General features: G+C 63.3%; 13 protein-coding genes. 5 read left to right on the top strand and 8 right to left on the bottom strand.

What is annotated here, in order from left to right:
- Window positions 1–28: 28 nt before the first annotated feature.
- On the bottom strand, window positions 29–928 hold the full coding sequence (gene era, locus Q362_RS0107345; protein WP_028318156.1) for a GTPase Era: 900 nt from the start codon (window positions 926–928) through the stop codon (window positions 29–31).
- Between the two features lie 120 nt (window positions 929–1,048).
- Between era and Q362_RS0107340 the strand changes: the two genes are divergently transcribed.
- From Q362_RS0107340 to hemB, 5 genes are all read left to right on the top strand, one after another.
- Complete coding sequence (locus Q362_RS0107340; protein WP_028318155.1) at window positions 1,049–3,052, top strand: ribonuclease catalytic domain-containing protein; 2,004 nt, start codon at window positions 1,049–1,051, stop codon at window positions 3,050–3,052.
- Between the two features lie 194 nt (window positions 3,053–3,246).
- Entirely contained in the window at window positions 3,247–3,822 is a 576-nt protein-coding gene (locus tag Q362_RS24035; protein ID WP_028318154.1) for a DUF4390 domain-containing protein, read from the top strand.
- A gap of 19 nt (window positions 3,823–3,841) precedes the next feature.
- A complete protein-coding gene (locus tag Q362_RS0107330) occupies window positions 3,842–6,064 on the top strand; it encodes a sensor histidine kinase (protein WP_028318153.1) in 2,223 nt (740 codons plus the stop codon).
- 87 nt (window positions 6,065–6,151) lie between these two features.
- Window positions 6,152–7,516, top strand: coding sequence for a sigma-54-dependent transcriptional regulator (locus tag Q362_RS0107325; protein ID WP_028318152.1), 1,365 nt, complete (start codon window positions 6,152–6,154; stop codon window positions 7,514–7,516).
- A gap of 117 nt (window positions 7,517–7,633) precedes the next feature.
- Window positions 7,634–8,614, top strand: a complete 981-nt coding sequence (gene hemB, locus Q362_RS0107320; protein WP_028318151.1) for a porphobilinogen synthase — start codon at window positions 7,634–7,636, stop codon at window positions 8,612–8,614.
- 81 nt (window positions 8,615–8,695) lie between these two features.
- Here hemB and Q362_RS19635 read toward each other — a convergent pair whose 3' ends face one another.
- From Q362_RS19635 to Q362_RS0107285, 7 genes are all read right to left on the bottom strand, one after another.
- Window positions 8,696–9,469 (bottom strand): alpha/beta fold hydrolase, encoded by a 774-nt coding sequence (locus Q362_RS19635; RefSeq protein WP_035215952.1) that lies wholly within the window; start codon window positions 9,467–9,469, stop codon window positions 8,696–8,698.
- The gene (locus Q362_RS19630) at window positions 9,447–9,869 is read right to left on the bottom strand and encodes a VanZ family protein (protein WP_051553860.1); all 423 of its coding nucleotides are present in this window, start codon (window positions 9,867–9,869) and stop codon (window positions 9,447–9,449) included. The genes Q362_RS19635 and Q362_RS19630 overlap by 23 nt, the downstream gene beginning before the upstream one ends.
- A gap of 9 nt (window positions 9,870–9,878) precedes the next feature.
- A complete protein-coding gene (locus Q362_RS0107305; RefSeq protein WP_028318150.1) occupies window positions 9,879–10,400 on the bottom strand; it encodes an SEC-C metal-binding domain-containing protein in 522 nt (173 codons plus the stop codon).
- A gap of 145 nt (window positions 10,401–10,545) precedes the next feature.
- Complete coding sequence (locus tag Q362_RS0107300; RefSeq protein ID WP_028318149.1) at window positions 10,546–12,126, bottom strand: DUF3369 domain-containing protein; 1,581 nt, start codon at window positions 12,124–12,126, stop codon at window positions 10,546–10,548.
- Window positions 12,127–12,139: 13 nt separating this feature from the next.
- Entirely contained in the window at window positions 12,140–14,098 is a 1,959-nt protein-coding gene (locus Q362_RS0107295) for a sensor histidine kinase (RefSeq protein WP_028318148.1), read from the bottom strand.
- Between the two features lie 160 nt (window positions 14,099–14,258).
- Complete coding sequence (locus Q362_RS0107290) at window positions 14,259–14,738, bottom strand: hypothetical protein (RefSeq protein WP_028318147.1); 480 nt, start codon at window positions 14,736–14,738, stop codon at window positions 14,259–14,261.
- Window positions 14,739–14,801: 63 nt separating this feature from the next.
- A complete protein-coding gene (locus tag Q362_RS0107285; RefSeq protein WP_028318146.1) occupies window positions 14,802–16,121 on the bottom strand; it encodes a protein kinase domain-containing protein in 1,320 nt (439 codons plus the stop codon).

Here is a 16,121-nt window from a genome sequence, read left to right as displayed (position 1 = left end):
GGCGCCGGCACGCCCGGTCCCGGATCGGTCAGGCCAGCCCCAACTCGCGGAGCACGTTGACGTTGGCCGTCCAGTTCCTGCTCACCTTGACCCACAGGTGCAACCGCACCCGGCAGCCGAGCAGCTGTTCGATATCGGCGACGGCGCTCTTGCGGATGGCCGCCAGCATGGCCCCCTTTTGCCCCACCAGGATACCCTTCTGTGAATCCCGCTCCACCAGGATCGTCGCCCGGATGACCACCTGCTCGCCTTCCTCGAAGGTGTCGATGACCACGGCCGTCGAATAGGGGATCTCGTCTCGGGTGCGCAGGAAGATTTTTTCCCGGATGATCTCGGCGGCGATGAACCGCTCGCTGGCGTCGGTGGGGATATCGTCCGGATAATACTGCGGCCCCTCGGGCATGAGCCCCACCAGCTCCGCCAGCAGGGTGTCGATCCCCGCACCCGTGAGGGCCGAGACGGGAACGACCGCGGCAAAGGCGTGCAGCCCGCGGTACCAATCGATCACCGGCAGCAGCCGCTCCGGAGGCAGCAGGTCCATTTTGTTCAGGGCCAAGACCACCGGGCAGCCGATCCGGTCCAGGTATCCCCGGAACTCCTCGGCCCGCCGCTCCAGCTTGGTCGCCGGCATGTCGGCACTGTCCGCCAGAAACAGGACCGCATCCGCCTCGGCCAGGCTCTCCAGCGCCACCCGCACCATCTGCCGGTTCATCTCCTCCCTTGCCGCATGCAGGCCGGGCGTGTCCAGCAGGATCATCTGATACCCGGCTCCGGTGACGATGCCCATGATCCGGTTACGGGTGGTTTGCGGCTTGGGAGTGACGATGGCGATCTTCTGCCGGAGCAGTTGGTTGAGCAAGGTCGACTTGCCGGCATTGGGGGGACCGATGATGGCCACCACCCCCGAGCGGTGGAGTGTACTGTTCAAGGGCGCTCCTTTGTTGACGGCCGCAGCCGTATCGAAAAAGAAAAGCATGACAAAGAAAGGGAATCCTGCTATCCACTGTAAGCTTACCATGAGCCCCCAACTTCGCAACGTGTTAAACCGATGATCGCCCCCGGCAGCCTCATAGAATTCATCGACGGCGGCAGGTTTCTCTGCGGTCTGGTTTCCGGCGTGGCCGAGAAGAAAATCCAACTGCTCAGCCAGAACGGCCGCGAGATCAATCTGCCGGAGGCCAGGGTCCTGAGCGTGTCGCGCCAGCTCTATCCCTGCAACGCCGGCCGGGAGGCGACCACCGCCCTGCTGCGGGAACACAACGACGGCCGTTTCGCCCTGGCCGGAACCATCGATCTGGAGCCGCTGTGGGAAATCGTCTGCGAGGAGACCGACAGCGAGTTCTCTCCCGACTTCCTCACCGAACTGCATTTCGGCGGCGTGGTGGACGACGACCAGCGGGCCGCCTTTCTGCGGGCGGTGTTTGCCGACCCGCTCTTCTTCAAATACAAAAACGGCCAGATCGTTGCGCACACGCCGGAACAGGTCGCCCACCTGCGGCAGCAGCGGCAGCGGGAACAGGAAAAGGCGCTACTGCTGGAACGAGCGGCGCAGGAGCTGCAGGCGATCGTGCGGGGCGAGCCGGCGGCCCCGGCCGACTGGCCGGACCGGGAGCGATGCCTGCACTGGCTGGCCCAATCGATCCTGTTCGGCAGCGAGGCCCCGGAAGACGAATTCATCCGCCAGGTCCTGAAAAAGGCGGGACTGACCGCCCCCCATGCCGGCCATGAACTGCTGGTGAAAGCAGGGGTTTGGGATCAGGACGAAAACCTGGCCCTGCTCCGCTCCGACCAGCCGGTCGAGTTTCCCGAGGCCTGCCTGCACATCACCGAAACCCTGCACGAGGCCACGGCCGAGGAGCTGCTCGGCGATCCCAAGCGGAAGGATCTGCGCGGGCTGCCCATCCTGACCATCGACGGCACGTCCACCCGCGATTTTGACGACGCCGTCCACATCGCCTGCAAGGAAAACGGCCAGATCGAACTCGGCATCCACATCACCGACGTCAGCTACTACGTGCCGGTCAAGAGCCCGCTCTTCGCCGAGGCCAAGGAACGATCGACCTCAATCTACTTCCCCGAGGGGCACATCCCCATGCTGCCCAAGCAGTTGTCGCTCGATCTGTGCAGCCTGATCCAGGGCAGAATCCGCCCGACCATCAGCTTTCTCGTCACCCTGAACCCGGACGGCAGCCTCATCCATTCCACCATCGTGCCGGCGGTCATCGAGGTCAAGCGCCAGCTGAGCTACCGCGAGGCGGACAACCTGATCGACCGGGACCCCGAACTGGCGGCCCTCAACGTGGTCCGGCAGCAGTTGCGGCAACAGCGGGTCGACCGGGGTGCGCTCCTGCTCTCCCTGCCGGACGTCAACATCGACATTCGCGACCGCGAGCATATCCAGGTCTACCTCTCGCCGGTGGATACGCCGGCCCGCAACCTGATTTCCGAATGCATGATCCTGGCCAACGGCCTTGCCGCCGCCTACCTGGCGGCACGAGAGGCGCCCGGCCTGTTCCGCTCGCAGCCGCCGCCGCGCAAGCGCATCATCGCCGGCGTCCAGAACAGCCTGGCCGACATCGCCCACCAGCGGCGCTATCTCGCCCGGGGCGAGCTGACCTCGCACCCCAAGCCGCACAGCGGCCTCGGCCTGAACAGCTACACCACCATCACCTCGCCGATTCGCCGTTTTCTCGACCTGGCCATGCAGCACCAACTGAGCCACATGCTCCACGGCCACGGCATCCTTTTTTCCAGCGAGGAATGCAAGGCCTTCACCGGGATCATCCAACAGAAGCTGGCCCGGGCCAACGCCATCCGACAGCAGCGGCACCGCTACTGGATCTTGCGCTATCTGGCGCCCAAGGAGGGCCAGAGGGCCAACGCCCTGGTGGTCGGCGTCGGCCCAAAGCGGGTCAACCTGCTCCTCTGCGACTGCCTGTTCGACGTCGACCTGCCGCCCAATCCGTCCTTTCCGGTCGATCCCGGCGACATCGTCCGTATCCGGCTCGCCCGGGTGCGTCCCCTGGACAACCTCCTCCGGATCGAGTGGTAATCGTGTTCCCCGCACTGTCATCGGCAGGCGGTCCGGTCGCTGCCCGGATGGGACGAGGCGCGGACAGCCCTCACTTCTCCCCCGGCGGGCCGGTCCTTGTCGTGGACAAATATCTGTCAATCAGGTATATGCTCTGGGTATATTTGCAGTTGATTCCTTACCGAGCACAGGCGTTGCGGCCTTTACCCCATAGAATGAAATTTTTCGACATCCGACTGCTTTTTCTCTGCGCCTACCTGCTGGCGTTCCATCCCTGCCTGCCGTCGGCCCTGGCAGAAGAATCACCTGAAGTCAAAGACATCATCGTCACCACCTCGGACACCGATCTCCTGCTCTTCGCCACGGTGAAAGACGGTTTCACCAAGGGAATGCTCGACGATATCCACAACGGCGTCCCCGTTGTGTTCACCTACCACATGGAACTGATCAAGACCGACGGCAAATGGTTCAACACCACCCTGGTCGAATCCGCCGTCACGCACACCCTTTCCTTTGACACGGCCACCAAGGCGTACACGGTCGTTCTTTCCGACCAGGCCAACAAAAGTGTGACCACCGCCGACCTGGACCAGGCCAAGCAACTGATGGCCGAACTGAACGGCGTCAAGGTGATCGCCCTCGCCCGGTTGGTGCCCGATGCACCCTATGCCATTCATTTCAAGGTGACCCTGAAGAAGGGCTCGTTGCCATTCGGCATGCACCGCCTGCTTCCCTTTGCCGCGTTGTGGGATTTCGAAACCGACTGGCGAACCATCGAATTCAGGTACTGACCCCCGGTTCCGGCCACCGATGCTCACCGCGGAACAGAGAAAAAAGAAGCAGCGGCTGGTTCGCATCGTCATCGTCTTCTGCCTCCTGCTCATCCCGGTTCTGGGCTACGTCCAGCGCGGCCTGCTCAGCGGCGATTTCAACCTGCCCATTTCCAGCACCATCCTGATCTTCGCCCTGATCAACGTCAACGGGCTGCTGCTGCTGCTCATGCTCTACCTGGTGCTGCGCAACCTGGTGGAGCTGATCTTCGAACGCAATCAGAAAATCCTCGGCTCCCGTCTGCGCACCCGGCTGGTGATCTGCTTCGTCTCGCTTTCCCTGATCCCCACGGCCATCCTCTTCTTCGTGGCCCTGCGCTTCGTCTCCACCTCCATGGACTACTGGTTCAACGCCCAGGTGGAGGATTCGCTCCAGTCCTCGCTCAAGCTGGCGCAGGCGACCCTCCACGACAGCGGCGAGCAGGCCGAGTACACCGGCCGCCAACTCGCCTCGATCCTGGAAAGCGGCACCCTGGATCTGACCGATGCAAATGCCCTGGAGCAATTCTTCTCCAAGACGCTCGAAATCGATCTGCCGGGCGCCCCGGACTCCATCCTCCTGCTCGACAACGAACGGAAACCGCTCGTCTCGGTGACCGGTCCCCGTCTCCAGGCCATGACGCCGCCCTCTCCGCCCTCGGAGGCCCTGCGCCTGACCGCCACCTTCGACCGCACCGAGGTGGTCACCCAGAAAACCGCCCTGGGCGAATTGATCGAGGCGATCGTCCCGGTGGAGGTCAGGTTGGAAACCCCGCAAACCTGGTTCCTGATCACCACCGTTCTGGTCCCCGCCGCCCGGCTCGAAGCCATGCAGTCCATTTCCGGGGGCATCACCGGCTACCAGCAACTGGTCATGCTCAAGGCGCCGATCAAATTCAGCCTCATCATCATGCTCCTGATCATCACCCTGCTGGTGCTGTTCGGGGCGATCTGGTTCGGCTTCTACATCGCCCGCGGCCTCACCGGACCGATCAAGAAGCTGGCCGAGGCCACCAGGAGGGTGGCCGACGGCGATATGGATTTCATCGTCGAGAAGGAGGCGGACGACGAGATGGGCATGCTGGTCGACTCCTTCAACTCCATGACCGCGGAGATCCTGGCGTCGAACCGGCAACTGGCCCGGACCCACCAGGCGCTGCAGGACAGCACCGAGGTGTCGGAACAGCGCCGCCGCTACCTCGAAACCATCCTGGAAAACGTGGCCGCCGGCGTCATCGCCCTGGACGAGAACAACCGGATCACCACCATCAACCGCTTCGCCGAGGAATTGCTGGCCATCAGGCCCGCCGCCTTCCTGGGCAGGGATTTCCATGTCGCCCTGCCCAAACAGCACGTGCTCATCGTCGAGAGTTTCTTGAAGGAACTGCTGGCCAGCGGCAGGCAGACGATCGAGCGGCATCTGCGGGTGACCATCCGCCGGGGCGAAACTTTGTCCCTCCAGGTCAACGTCACCCGCATGGTGGACGATTGGCAGCAGCCCATCGGCTTCGTCATCGTCTTCGACAACCTGACCAACCTGGAAAAGGCGCAACGGCTCGCCGCCTGGCAGGAAGTGGCCCGCCGCATCGCCCATGAGATCAAGAACCCGCTGACGCCCATCCAGCTCTCGGCCCAGCGGCTGCGCAAACGCTACCTGGACAGCATCGACGACAACCGGGAGATCTTCGACCAGTGCACCGCCACCATCGTCAACCAGGTCGACGAGATCAAGAAACTGGTGAGCGAGTTCTCCGACTTCGCCCGCATGCCCAAACTGCGCAAGGAGCGGAAAAACCTGGGAAACCTGATCTGGGAAATGGCAATCCTCTATCAGGAGGCACACAAGCACCTGACCATCGTCTGCCGGATCGACCCGGCGGTGCCCGAATTTCTCTTCGACGGCGTCCAGCTCAAACGGGTGCTGATCAACCTGCTCGACAACGCCGTCTCTGTTCTGGGCGACGGCGGCACCATCACGGTCTCCCTCGGATTCGGCGACAGGGCCGGCCAGGTCCGCATGGCGGTGGCCGACGATGGCCCGGGCATTGCCGACGAGGTCAAGGTGCGGATCTTCGAGCCCTATTTTTCCACCCGCAAATCGGGCACCGGCCTCGGCCTGGCCATCGCCCACACCATCGTCAGCGAGCACGGCGGCACCATCCGGGTCCACGACAACACCCCCGCCGGCACGGTCTTTGCGGTTGAGCTGCCGCTGGATACCTGATATGATGGCGCCATCGTTCAGCTGAACGATCGCCCGCGAACAGCCGCTCCGCGCACCGCAACCGCTCTTTTTTTTCGCCACCTGCCCATGCCCGACACCATTCTCATTATCGACGACGAGGCCGCCATCCGCGACAGCCTCGCGGGCATCCTGGCCGACGAGGGGTTTGCGCCCCTGACCGCGGCGAGCGCCGAGGAGGGGATGCAGATGCTGGACGAAAAGGATGTGCACCTGGTCCTGCTCGACATCTGGATGCCGGGCATGGACGGTCTGGAGGCCCTGAAACTGATCAGGCAGCGCTTTTCCCTGCCGGTGATCATGATCTCGGGCCACGGCACCATCGAAACCGCGGTGCAGGCCACCCGTAGCGGTGCCTTCGATTTCATCGAAAAACCGCTCTCCTACGACAAAACCATTCTCTCGATCAAAAAGGGATTGCAGCTGGCGCACCTGGAGCGGGAAAACCAGCTGCTGCGGGAGAGCGGCCCGGCCCCGGTCAACATCACCGGCACCAGCCCGCTGGTGGTGCAGCTGCGGCAGCAGATCGAACGGGTGGCGCCCACTGACGCCTGGGTGCTGATCCGGGGCGGCCACGGCACCGGCAAGGAGTTGGTGGCCCAGACCATCCACCGCCTGTCCCGCCGGGCACGGCAGCCGATGGTGGCGGTCAATTGCGCGGCCATTCCCGAGGAATTGATCGAGTCCGAGCTGTTCGGCCATGTCAAGGGCGCCTTCACCGGGGCGACGGAGAACAAGAAGGGCAAGTTCGACCAGGCCAGCGGCTCCACCCTCTTCCTCGACGAAATCGGCGACATGAGCTTGAAGAGCCAGGCCAAGGTGCTCCGCATTCTGCAGGAACAGAAATTCGAGCGGGTCGGCGGCTCGCGCACCATCGAGGTCGATGTGCGGGTGCTGGCGGCCACCAACAAGAATCTGGAAGAGGAAATCGAGAGGGGCGCCTTCCGGGCCGATCTCTTCTACCGGCTCAACGTGGTGCCCATCATGGTGCCCGACCTGGTGGACCGGCGCGAGGACATTCCCCTGCTGGTGGCCGACTTCATCAACCAGTTCCGCCGCAAGGGCATCGGCCGCAAACAGTTCTCCGCCGCGGCCCTGCATCTGCTCCAGCGGCACGCCTGGCCGGGCAATGTGCGCGAACTGCGCAACCTGGTGGAACGGCTGGTGATCATGACGCCGGCCGACGAAATCGAGGCCGAGGATGTGGCCCTGTTCCTCGGCAACGCCCCCCTGCTGGAGCCGCCGGCCCGGCCTGTGGACCAGGCCTACCGGCATCTCGATTACAAGGAGGCCCGCCGCCGCTTCGAGACCGAGTATCTGCAGGCCAGGCTTGCGGAAAACGACGGCAACATCTCAAAAACCGCCGAGCAGATCGGCATGGAGCGCAGCCACCTGCACAAGAAAGTGAAGGCCCTGGGCATCGCGGTAAAATAGCGTCATCGCCGGCGGATGTCCGAGGACGCCGCTGGCCCCGGCATCGGCCCCAACAGGCACCGCCCCGCTCTTCCGAACACGACCACTGAACCAACCCATTTTCGATTGAGGCATCCCATGGTTTTTCCTGAATACCGCCCGCGCCGAATGCGCCGAACCGAAACCTTCCGCGCCATGATCCGCGAAACCCGGCTGGCGCCGGAGCAGATGATCTATCCCCTGTTCGTTCTTCCCGGCAAGGGCGTCCGCGAGGAGGTGTCTTCCATGCCGGGCGTCTTCCGGCTGTCGGTCGACCAACTGGCCAGGGAAGCGAAAGAATGCCTCTCCCTCGGGGTCCGCTCGGTCATCCTGTTCGGCCTGCCGGAGAAGAAAGACGGCCTCGGTTCCGGCGCCTACGCCAACAACGGCATTGTCCAGCGGGCGATCCGCGAGCTGAAGAACAAGGCGCCGGAGATGACCGTGGTGACCGATGTCTGCCTCTGCGAGTACACCGACCACGGCCACTGCGGCTGCCTGGCCGGCAACGAGGTCGACAACGACGCCACCCTCGAACTGCTGGCCAGGACCGCCCTGTCCCATGCCCAGGCCGGGGCCGACATGGTGGCGCCCTCGGACATGATGGACGGCCGGGTGAGCGAGATCCGTACCGCGCTCGACGAGAATTCGTACCACATGGTGCCGATCATGTCCTATGCGGTCAAGTACGCCTCGGCCTTCTACGGCCCGTTCCGCGACGCCGCCGAGTGCGCGCCGCAATTCGGCGACCGCCGCAGCTACCAGATGGACCCGGCCAACAGCAGGGAGGCCTTGCGCGAGGCTACCCTCGATGTCGACGAGGGTGCCGATATCCTCATGGTCAAACCGGCCCTGGCCTACCTCGACATCATCAGCCGGCTGCGCGACGAGTTCGACCTGCCGGTGGCCGCCTACCAGGTCAGCGGCGAATACGCCATGATCAAGGCCGCCGCCGAAAAGGGCTGGATCGACGGCGAGCGGGTGATGGCCGAATCCCTGATCGCCATCCGCCGCGCCGGCGCCGACCTCATCCTCACCTACTTCGCCAAGGACATGGCCCGGCTGCTGGCAAACGGGCAGTAATCCCGCTCACGGGGCCACCATTCTCCAAACGAAAGCCTGCCAGCGGACACTTCTCCGCCGCCAGGCTTTCGTTTTTTCGTCTCAGCGGGCGATCCGGTTGACGAAGCAGGCCATCAGGTCCAGGGTCAATGCCGGGAAGTCGAGGTGGGGAGAATGGCCGCACTCCTCCAGGAGCAGCGGGGTGGCGGAGCCGCCGGACCGGCTGACGATGGCTTCCACCTGGGCCGGGGTGCCGTACTGATCGTTCCGGCCCTGGAGCACCAGTAGGGGCACCTCGATGGATGGCAGCAGATCTTCGATGGACCAGGAGCGGAATGGGGCACTGGTCCAGGTTTCGGCCCAGGCCCGGAACAGGGTCTCGCTTTTTTCGCCGTGGGAGCGGGCCAGCCCCTTCCTGAGCTTGCCCTGCGCCCACGCCGCCTGCGCCTGCCGCACGCCGTCGACCGTCACCTGCTCGACCATGACATGGGCGGCTTCTGTGATAATACCCACCAGGCCCGCAGGCTTTTCCGCGCCGAAAATCAGACTGATGCTGCCGCCGTCGGAATGACCGACGAGCACAAAGCGCTGGCCGGGAATCAGGGCCGCGAGCACCCTGGGCAACTCGTCCAGGGCATATTCATGGAGATAGCGGTTGGTGCGGGGCCGGATGAGCCCGGTAGAACGGCCGTGACCGAGCCGGTCGTAGGCCAGGCCCGGACAGCGGGTCCGGCGGCACAGATCGCGGGGAAAGTCCCCCCACTGGGCCACGCTGCCCAAACCTTCGTGCAGGAACACCAGCCAGGGGCGGCCGGCCTCGCCCGCCAGGCGCTCATAAAAGAGCTGATGCCGTTCATCCAGAACAAGACGGCTCATGGGGAAGTCCTCGGCTCTTCATGATCGTTCGCCATCGCCGCCATCCCCAGCAGCCGACCACCGCCAGCAGGCCGCCGGCAACATCGGCCGCCAGATCGTCGATGCCAGCATGCCGGCCGGGAATGAAGGCCTGATGCACCTCATCGGAAATCCCGTACAGCAGGCAGAACAGCACCGTCACCCATCCAGCCAGCCACGGCCGCTGCCGTCGCCATTGCGGCGGCAGGGCAAAAAGAAAGGCAAGCGCCAGCACCGCATAAACCAGGGAATGGAGCAATTTGTCGACATGGTCGATCTCCGGCAGGGAAAAACTGTTTCCCGGCTGGTGCGACTGGTAAAAAATCGCCCCCATGGCCAGGAGCACGGGGAGCAGGCGGCATCTCGCCTTCGGCCGGTCCATGCCGGGTCCCTAGGCCTCGGCCTCGCCGCCACTCGGGTCCACATGCATGCGCGCGAGCATCTCCTTGGGATAGCGTTTGAAAAGACGACGGATGGCGGCGTGGATCTGCTGGACGGGCGCCCGGTCGAGCCGGGTTTCGGCCCTGTCGGCATAGGCGGTGAGGAACAGCTGCCGGTCGCGAATGGCAAAGGTGTGGCTGAAGTTGATCTCGATGGTCTCGGGATTCTCGTCGATGGGCACCTTCAGGGGCTGTCCGTCCCGGGCGAGCTGCACCGCATCGGACTCGGTGGCCTCCAACAGCCAGGCATCCCCTTCGTGGTCGCTGAAAAACAGAAAAACGCCGAGTTCGTTGAAGGCCGCCTTCTTCTCGCCAGCCTGGGCCTGGATCTTTTCGATGGCGGCCATCAGCGAGATCTTCATCTGATTGGCCGGACTACCGTTTGCCCCCGCCTGCCGGGCGGGCAGACAGCAATGCTTGTATTTTTTGCCCGAGCCGCAGGGGCAGGGGTGATTTCTCCCGATTTTTCCCATCCTGTCCGTTCCTCTCCAGTGGATTGATGCGGCGGCGAACCGCCATTGTTTTCAGCCCCCATCTCTTACCCTGAGCGGCTGAAAGAGTTCAAGAAAAAGCGAATGGCCGCGATAACGGAAAAATGTTTTTCCCGCTTGCGGGGCCTTACGTGAACTGCACCCCGAGGGCGTTGTAGCGCGCCCAGATGGCCTTGAATTCCTCCTGGTTGTCCAGGAGGATGTCCACCAGCCTGGGATCGAAGTGGCGGCCCCGCTGCTCCCGGAAATGGGCGAACACCTCCTCCCAGGTCCAGGCCTCGTGATAGACGCGCCGGTTGGACAGGGCGTCGAAAACATCGGCCACGCCGATGATCCGTCCATGGATATGGATCTCCTCGCCCCGCAGTCCCTGGGGATAGCCCTGACCGTCCCACCGCTCGTGATGCTGGAGGATGATCTTGGCCGCAGCCTGGATGATCGGGCTCGACGAATGCATCAGCAGGTCGTGGCCGCGGTAGACATGTGTCTTGATGATCTGGTATTCCTCCGGCGTCAGGGGGCCGGGTTTGTTGAGGATGGAGTCCGGGATGCCGATCTTGCCCAGGTCGTGCGGGGTGGAGGCCAGCTTGAGCATCTCGGCCTCCTCCTCGTTCAGGCCGTACTTGAGGGCCAGCATCCGGGCGTACTCGGCCACCCGCCGGACATGGCTGCCGGTTTCGGCGGACCGGCACTCCATGGTTTCGGCGATCTGGAAGATAATTTCTTTTTGGGTGTCCTCGATGCCCTTGTGCAAAAAGAGATTGTCATAGGCCAAGGAGACGTTGGTGAAGAACAGCTCCAGCAGATCCCGATCGTTTTCATCCAGTTCCCTGGCGATCTCGAAATAGAGAAAATTCTCCGAACCGGTCTGGCTCTTGAAATACCAGGCGCATTTGCCCTCCTCGCAGAAGAAGCCGTGCTGCCGGGACTGCGCCTGCGACAGGGCGGTCTGCATCAGCACGGTTTCCACCTCGGTGAAGGGTTGGTCGACATAGCGACTGAATGTGCCGGTGGCCGCCAGCACCACCGACTGCCCCTCGACGTTCGAAGCGGTCAGCCCCGAAGCATACTCGCAGATGCCGTCATCCTGCAACTGGAGGATCGAGGTCAGCTGATTGAGCACGCCGCTGCCGAGCTTGTGCAGGGATTGCCGCTCGAAAATGTCGGAGGAGGCGTCGATGATCCTCTTCAGGCCCTTGCGGTTGTTTTCGAGGGTGGTGATGAAGTGGTAGCTGCGCAGGGCCGAAATCACCGTGACCAGCATCTTGTCCAGGGTCAGTTCGGTCTTCTCCTTGTAGTCGTTGATGTCGTACTCCACGATCACCTTGGCCGCCGGCGCCTTGCCGGGCTGGCCGGTGCGCAGCACGATCCGCACCGCGTGGTTGTTCAGCTCCTCGCGGATATAGTGCACCAGCCGCAGGCCGCTGTCCTCGGTTTCCATGACCACGTCGAGCAGGACCACGGCCATGTCCTGGTGCTCGCGCAGGATTTCCCGGGCCTCCACGCCGCTGTAGGCATGGAAGAAGGCGAAGCCGCGGCCCAGGAAATCGAGCCCCTTGATCATGTAGGTGGTGACGCTGTGGACATCGGCCTCGTCGTCGACGATCAGGATCTTCCAGGGCTCGCCGCGGACCGGTGCCTGGGAGGCCGGGCTCCGGGTCGGCTCCGGGGGTTCGTTCTTGAACAGGATTTCGTCGGGTTCGGTCATGGTCTTTTTCGTGTCAAACCGGCATGGTTATGACAAAAACGGCCCCCTGCCCCGGTGCGCTTTCGCAGACGATGGTGCCGCCCAGGGTCCGGGTGACGATGTTGAAGACGATATGCATGCCGAGGCCGGTCGAGCCATGGCTGCGGGAAGTGGTGAAAAAGGGCTCGAAGATGTGGTCGCGAACCTCGGCGGCCATGCCCTTGCCGTCGTCGGCGTACCGCAGTTCCAGGTTCCCGTCGGTACGGCGCACCTCGATGCGGATGGTGCCGGCCTGCTCGGGAGCAAACCCGTGGGTGAGGGTGTTGATGATCAGGTTGGTCAGAATCTGGGAGAAGGCGCCGGGATAGCTCTCGATAACCAAGTCCCCGTCGCAGGCGACCGCGATCCGGTGGCTGGTTTTCTTGAGTTTCGGCCGCAGGCTGAGCAGGATCTCGTCGATGTACCCCTTCACGTTGAACGACCGCCGCTGCTCCGAAACCTGATCGGCCGCCACCATCTTGAAGCTGCGGATCAGATTCGAGGCGCGGTTCAGGTTGACCAGAATCATCTCGGTGCCTTCGCGGGAATCGTCGAGAAACTGGGTCAGATCCGAGCGCTTCATCTCGCCCTGGGCAAAGAGATCGGCTAGGGCCCGGTTCTTCTCGGCGAGCGTCGAGCCGGCCGACAGGGCCACCCCCACCGGTGTGTTGATTTCATGGGCCACGCCGGCCACCAACTCGCCCAGGGCGGCCAGCTTCTCGGAGAGCACCAACTGCTTCTGCATCCGCTGCAAGTCGTCGAGCGTCTGCTGGAGGTCACGGTTGGCGCCGGCCAGTTCTTCGGTCCGCCGCACCACCCGCTCTTCCAGTTCCTCGTTCAGCCGGCGCAATTGCTCCTCGGCCGCGGAACGATCGCCCTCCTTTCGCTCCAACTCCTCGGCCATGCTGTCGAAGGCACCGGCCAGCTGTCCCAATTCGCCGGAACCGGCACCGGCACCGATGCGGACACTCAGGTCGCCCGTCTTGACCTTGCCGGTAGCGGCGATCAGGCTGGCCAGTCGCCGCATCATGGTGAATTCTCCGACAAACCATGCGGTCACCAGGGCCAGCACCGTTGCCAGCGTCAGCAAACCGACGTTGCGGTTGATCACGGACCGGGCCTCGCCCAGGGCCTCGTCCACGGGAATCCCCAGGCGAAGCATCAGATAGGGAAAGGCAGCGCCCTGAAAATGCAGCCGTTTGAAACTGTAGAGGCGCCTGATCCCGTCCACGCCGGTTTCGAGAAAGGTGCCCTCCTCCTCGCGGCCGGACATGTGCGCCACCATCTGCGGCAGATCGCGAACCCAGGTGTATTTCTCGGTTTCCGGGAAACGGGTCAGCCGCATGCCCTTGGCATCGGTCAGGGTGAAGACCGACCGTTCCGGCAGGCGGGTATCGGAAAAAATCCGCCTGAAATAATTCAGATCAAAATCGGCCACCAGCACGCCGACCGGCCGGTTGTCGGGACCGATGACCGGTTGCGCCAGATGAACCACGACCCGGTGCTCGGTTTGCTGGAAGGTATAATCCCCCACAGTAAATACGCCGCTCTCCATGGCCGCGCGGAAGAAGGGGGAGGCACCGATCTCGGCGTTGGTGGCGGCCGGGGCGGTGACGAGGATATGGCCATCGGCATCGGCCAGGGAGAGGGAAACGTAGGCGGCGTTACTGGCGAGAATGTCGGGCAGCAGCGCCCGGCAGGCGGCGACATTGAGGTTCCGCACCTCCGAGGACTTGGCCAGGGCCATCAACAGCAGCCGGGCGTTGTCGACCACCCGCTCGTGGTGGGCCGCCATGGCCTGCACCTGGCGCAGGGCATAGCTCTCGGCCTCCTGCACCACCTGGCTGCGCAGCTCCCGGCCGGTATAGAGCAGGATGGCCAGCGCCGGCAGCACTGCCAGCAAGACCAGCACGATCAGACTTTTGCGAATGGAGCCAAAGAGAAAGAATTGCATCGATCTCCCCACCGAGCAGCCAACAGGCAAACGGCATCGGAATGTATGCGCCGTTTTGTTCCTTGATTAAACCATATTTCTTTGCAAACCGCACCCGTTTGCGCCCTCCAGGCACGCATCGGCATGATGGGAGGGGGATAAATCCCGGATGGCGCCGGTGTCAATCGACCGGATGGAGGACCGAGGCTTCGAGCTTGCCCGTGCGGACCGGAACCAGCCAGAAATCTGCCGGATGGGCATGGATCGTCGTCGACAGGTCGCCGCTTACCCGATGGGAATCCTCGATCAGATTGTAGAAGACGGAATCGATGCCGATGAAGCCGTCGAGGAGATGGGTCAGGGTGTGGAGCACCTTGGTCACATAGCCCTGTTGTAAATCGGGCAGTTGCTCGAGGGTGGTCACCCCCTCTTCCTTGAGATGATCGAGCATCCGCCGGGCGAACCGGTCGTTGGCGGCAGTGCCGTACTCGAGGGTCCGCCAGAACAACGCGTCTGTCCCGCGCAGCACCTCTTCGGCACGGACAAAGAACTCGGCATAGCTGATCAGTTGATTGGTGCTCAGATACCGTTCCACATGCCGGCCGGCAAGCTCAGCCGATTGGGAACGAACGAGAAAATAGTGCGAAACAGGATATTCCATGCGTAGGCGTTGATGGGTGAAGACAAAGGAAGAAAAAAAGGAAATAGCCCCTGGAATGCCGTTTCAAGGAGCCACGGCGACAGCCCGGACATGATTCAGACAATACCTGTCCTGAACGCCGGCATATCCCATGTCTATATTAACATACCAGCTTTCGTGCTGTCCATGGCGGTCGCAGCTCCACAGCCATTGCCCGGCCCGCTCCGTCGCCCCGGCGAACGATTGCCGCTGCTCGGCAACCGGCAGGAGACTGAGCAGCTCGTTGACCGTGGGCACCCGCCACTGCCGGCAGCCGGCATGGCCGCGCGCGTTCAATCCGGATACATAGGTCTGTGCGCCGGCAAAGGTCAGGGGATATCTGCTGCCGTGGCGCTGCCACATCAGACCGGTGGTCCGGTCGATCACGAATGCCTCCCCTTCCTCCAGCCGGTTGCACACCGGGACGAGCGGGCGAAACAGCGCATTGACCGCAAAGTGTGTCCGGGCTCGCGACCGGCAGACATTGACCGGTTCGTTCCGCAGGCGGATCGGCACCTCGCCGGGGGCCGGCAGCGGGCAACTGGCCGGCGGCGGAGCCGGCCCCAGGGTGAGCCGCTCGAACGCGGCCAGCATCTCGGCGGCGGACCGGAACCGTTCTTCCGGCTGCCAGCGCAGGGCCGTGGCGAAAAAGTCGTCCCAGGAACGGTCGTACTGGCTGTTGACCAGGGAAAGGGAAAAACTCTGCATGCCGGGCAAGGTGCCGGTGAGCATGCGGTAGAGGAGCACGGCCGCCGAATAGAGGTCGGCGCGGCCATCGACCTCCTGAGGGTTTTTGCGCTGCTCCGGCGGAGTGTAGCAGGGCGAGCCGATCTGCATGTTGGCCGGTCCGGAAAAGGCCACGCCCTCCACCAGCGCCATGCCGAAATCGCAAATTTTGACGGTGTCCTCGTCGGTAACCAGAATGTTCTGCGGCTTGATGTCCCGATGGACGATGTTGTTGTGGTGGAGGAAATCCAGCGCCGCCAGGATCTGGCGGCCGTAGTGCAGCACCTTGGCGGCCTGGATGATACGCGAGTCCTCCTCAATGCGGAAGGTTTCGCCGATCATCTCGCCAAGGTTGTTGCAGATGTAGTCCATGACAAAAAAGGGCCGGCCCCGCTCGTCCTGGTCGAAATCGTGGGCCGTGACCAGGAAGGGTTGGTTGAAGGCGGCCATGGTCCGGGCCTCGAAGGTGAAAATCTCCCGCAGTTGGTCCATGCCGAGGATATCCTCCAAGAGTTCGCTGGGGTCGAGCAGCTTGATGGCCACCACCTTGTCGATCACCGGCACGATGGCCTTGTACACCGAACCCATGCCGCCCTTGCCGAGGCGGCGGATCACCTGATATCTGCCGATCCGTTGCAT

It is taken from the genome of Desulfobulbus elongatus DSM 2908, assembly GCF_000621145.1.
In the GTDB taxonomy this organism is placed as follows: domain Bacteria; phylum Desulfobacterota; class Desulfobulbia; order Desulfobulbales; family Desulfobulbaceae; genus Desulfobulbus; species Desulfobulbus elongatus.
Note: the sequence above shows the minus strand (reverse complement) of the source record. Positions and strands in the feature narration are given on the sequence as shown.

Coding starts and splice junctions, on each gene's coding strand:
- Q362_RS0107340 (WP_028318155.1), top strand. CDS start 1,049: ATGATCGCCCCCGGCAGCCTCATAGAATTCATCGACGGCGGCAGGTTT.
- Q362_RS24035 (WP_028318154.1), top strand. CDS start 3,247: ATGAAATTTTTCGACATCCGACTGCTTTTTCTCTGCGCCTACCTGCTG.
- Q362_RS0107330 (WP_028318153.1), top strand. CDS start 3,842: ATGCTCACCGCGGAACAGAGAAAAAAGAAGCAGCGGCTGGTTCGCATC.
- Q362_RS0107325 (WP_028318152.1), top strand. CDS start 6,152: ATGCCCGACACCATTCTCATTATCGACGACGAGGCCGCCATCCGCGAC.
- hemB (WP_028318151.1), top strand. CDS start 7,634: ATGGTTTTTCCTGAATACCGCCCGCGCCGAATGCGCCGAACCGAAACC.
- Q362_RS19635 (WP_035215952.1), bottom strand. CDS start 9,469: ATGAGCCGTCTTGTTCTGGATGAACGGCATCAGCTCTTTTATGAGCGC.
- Q362_RS19630 (WP_051553860.1), bottom strand. CDS start 9,869: ATGGACCGGCCGAAGGCGAGATGCCGCCTGCTCCCCGTGCTCCTGGCC.
- Q362_RS0107305 (WP_028318150.1), bottom strand. CDS start 10,400: ATGGGAAAAATCGGGAGAAATCACCCCTGCCCCTGCGGCTCGGGCAAA.
- Q362_RS0107300 (WP_028318149.1), bottom strand. CDS start 12,126: ATGACCGAACCCGACGAAATCCTGTTCAAGAACGAACCCCCGGAGCCG.
- Q362_RS0107295 (WP_028318148.1), bottom strand. CDS start 14,098: ATGCAATTCTTTCTCTTTGGCTCCATTCGCAAAAGTCTGATCGTGCTG.
- Q362_RS0107290 (WP_028318147.1), bottom strand. CDS start 14,738: ATGGAATATCCTGTTTCGCACTATTTTCTCGTTCGTTCCCAATCGGCT.
- Q362_RS0107285 (WP_028318146.1), bottom strand. CDS start 16,121: ATGCAACGGATCGGCAGATATCAGGTGATCCGCCGCCTCGGCAAGGGC.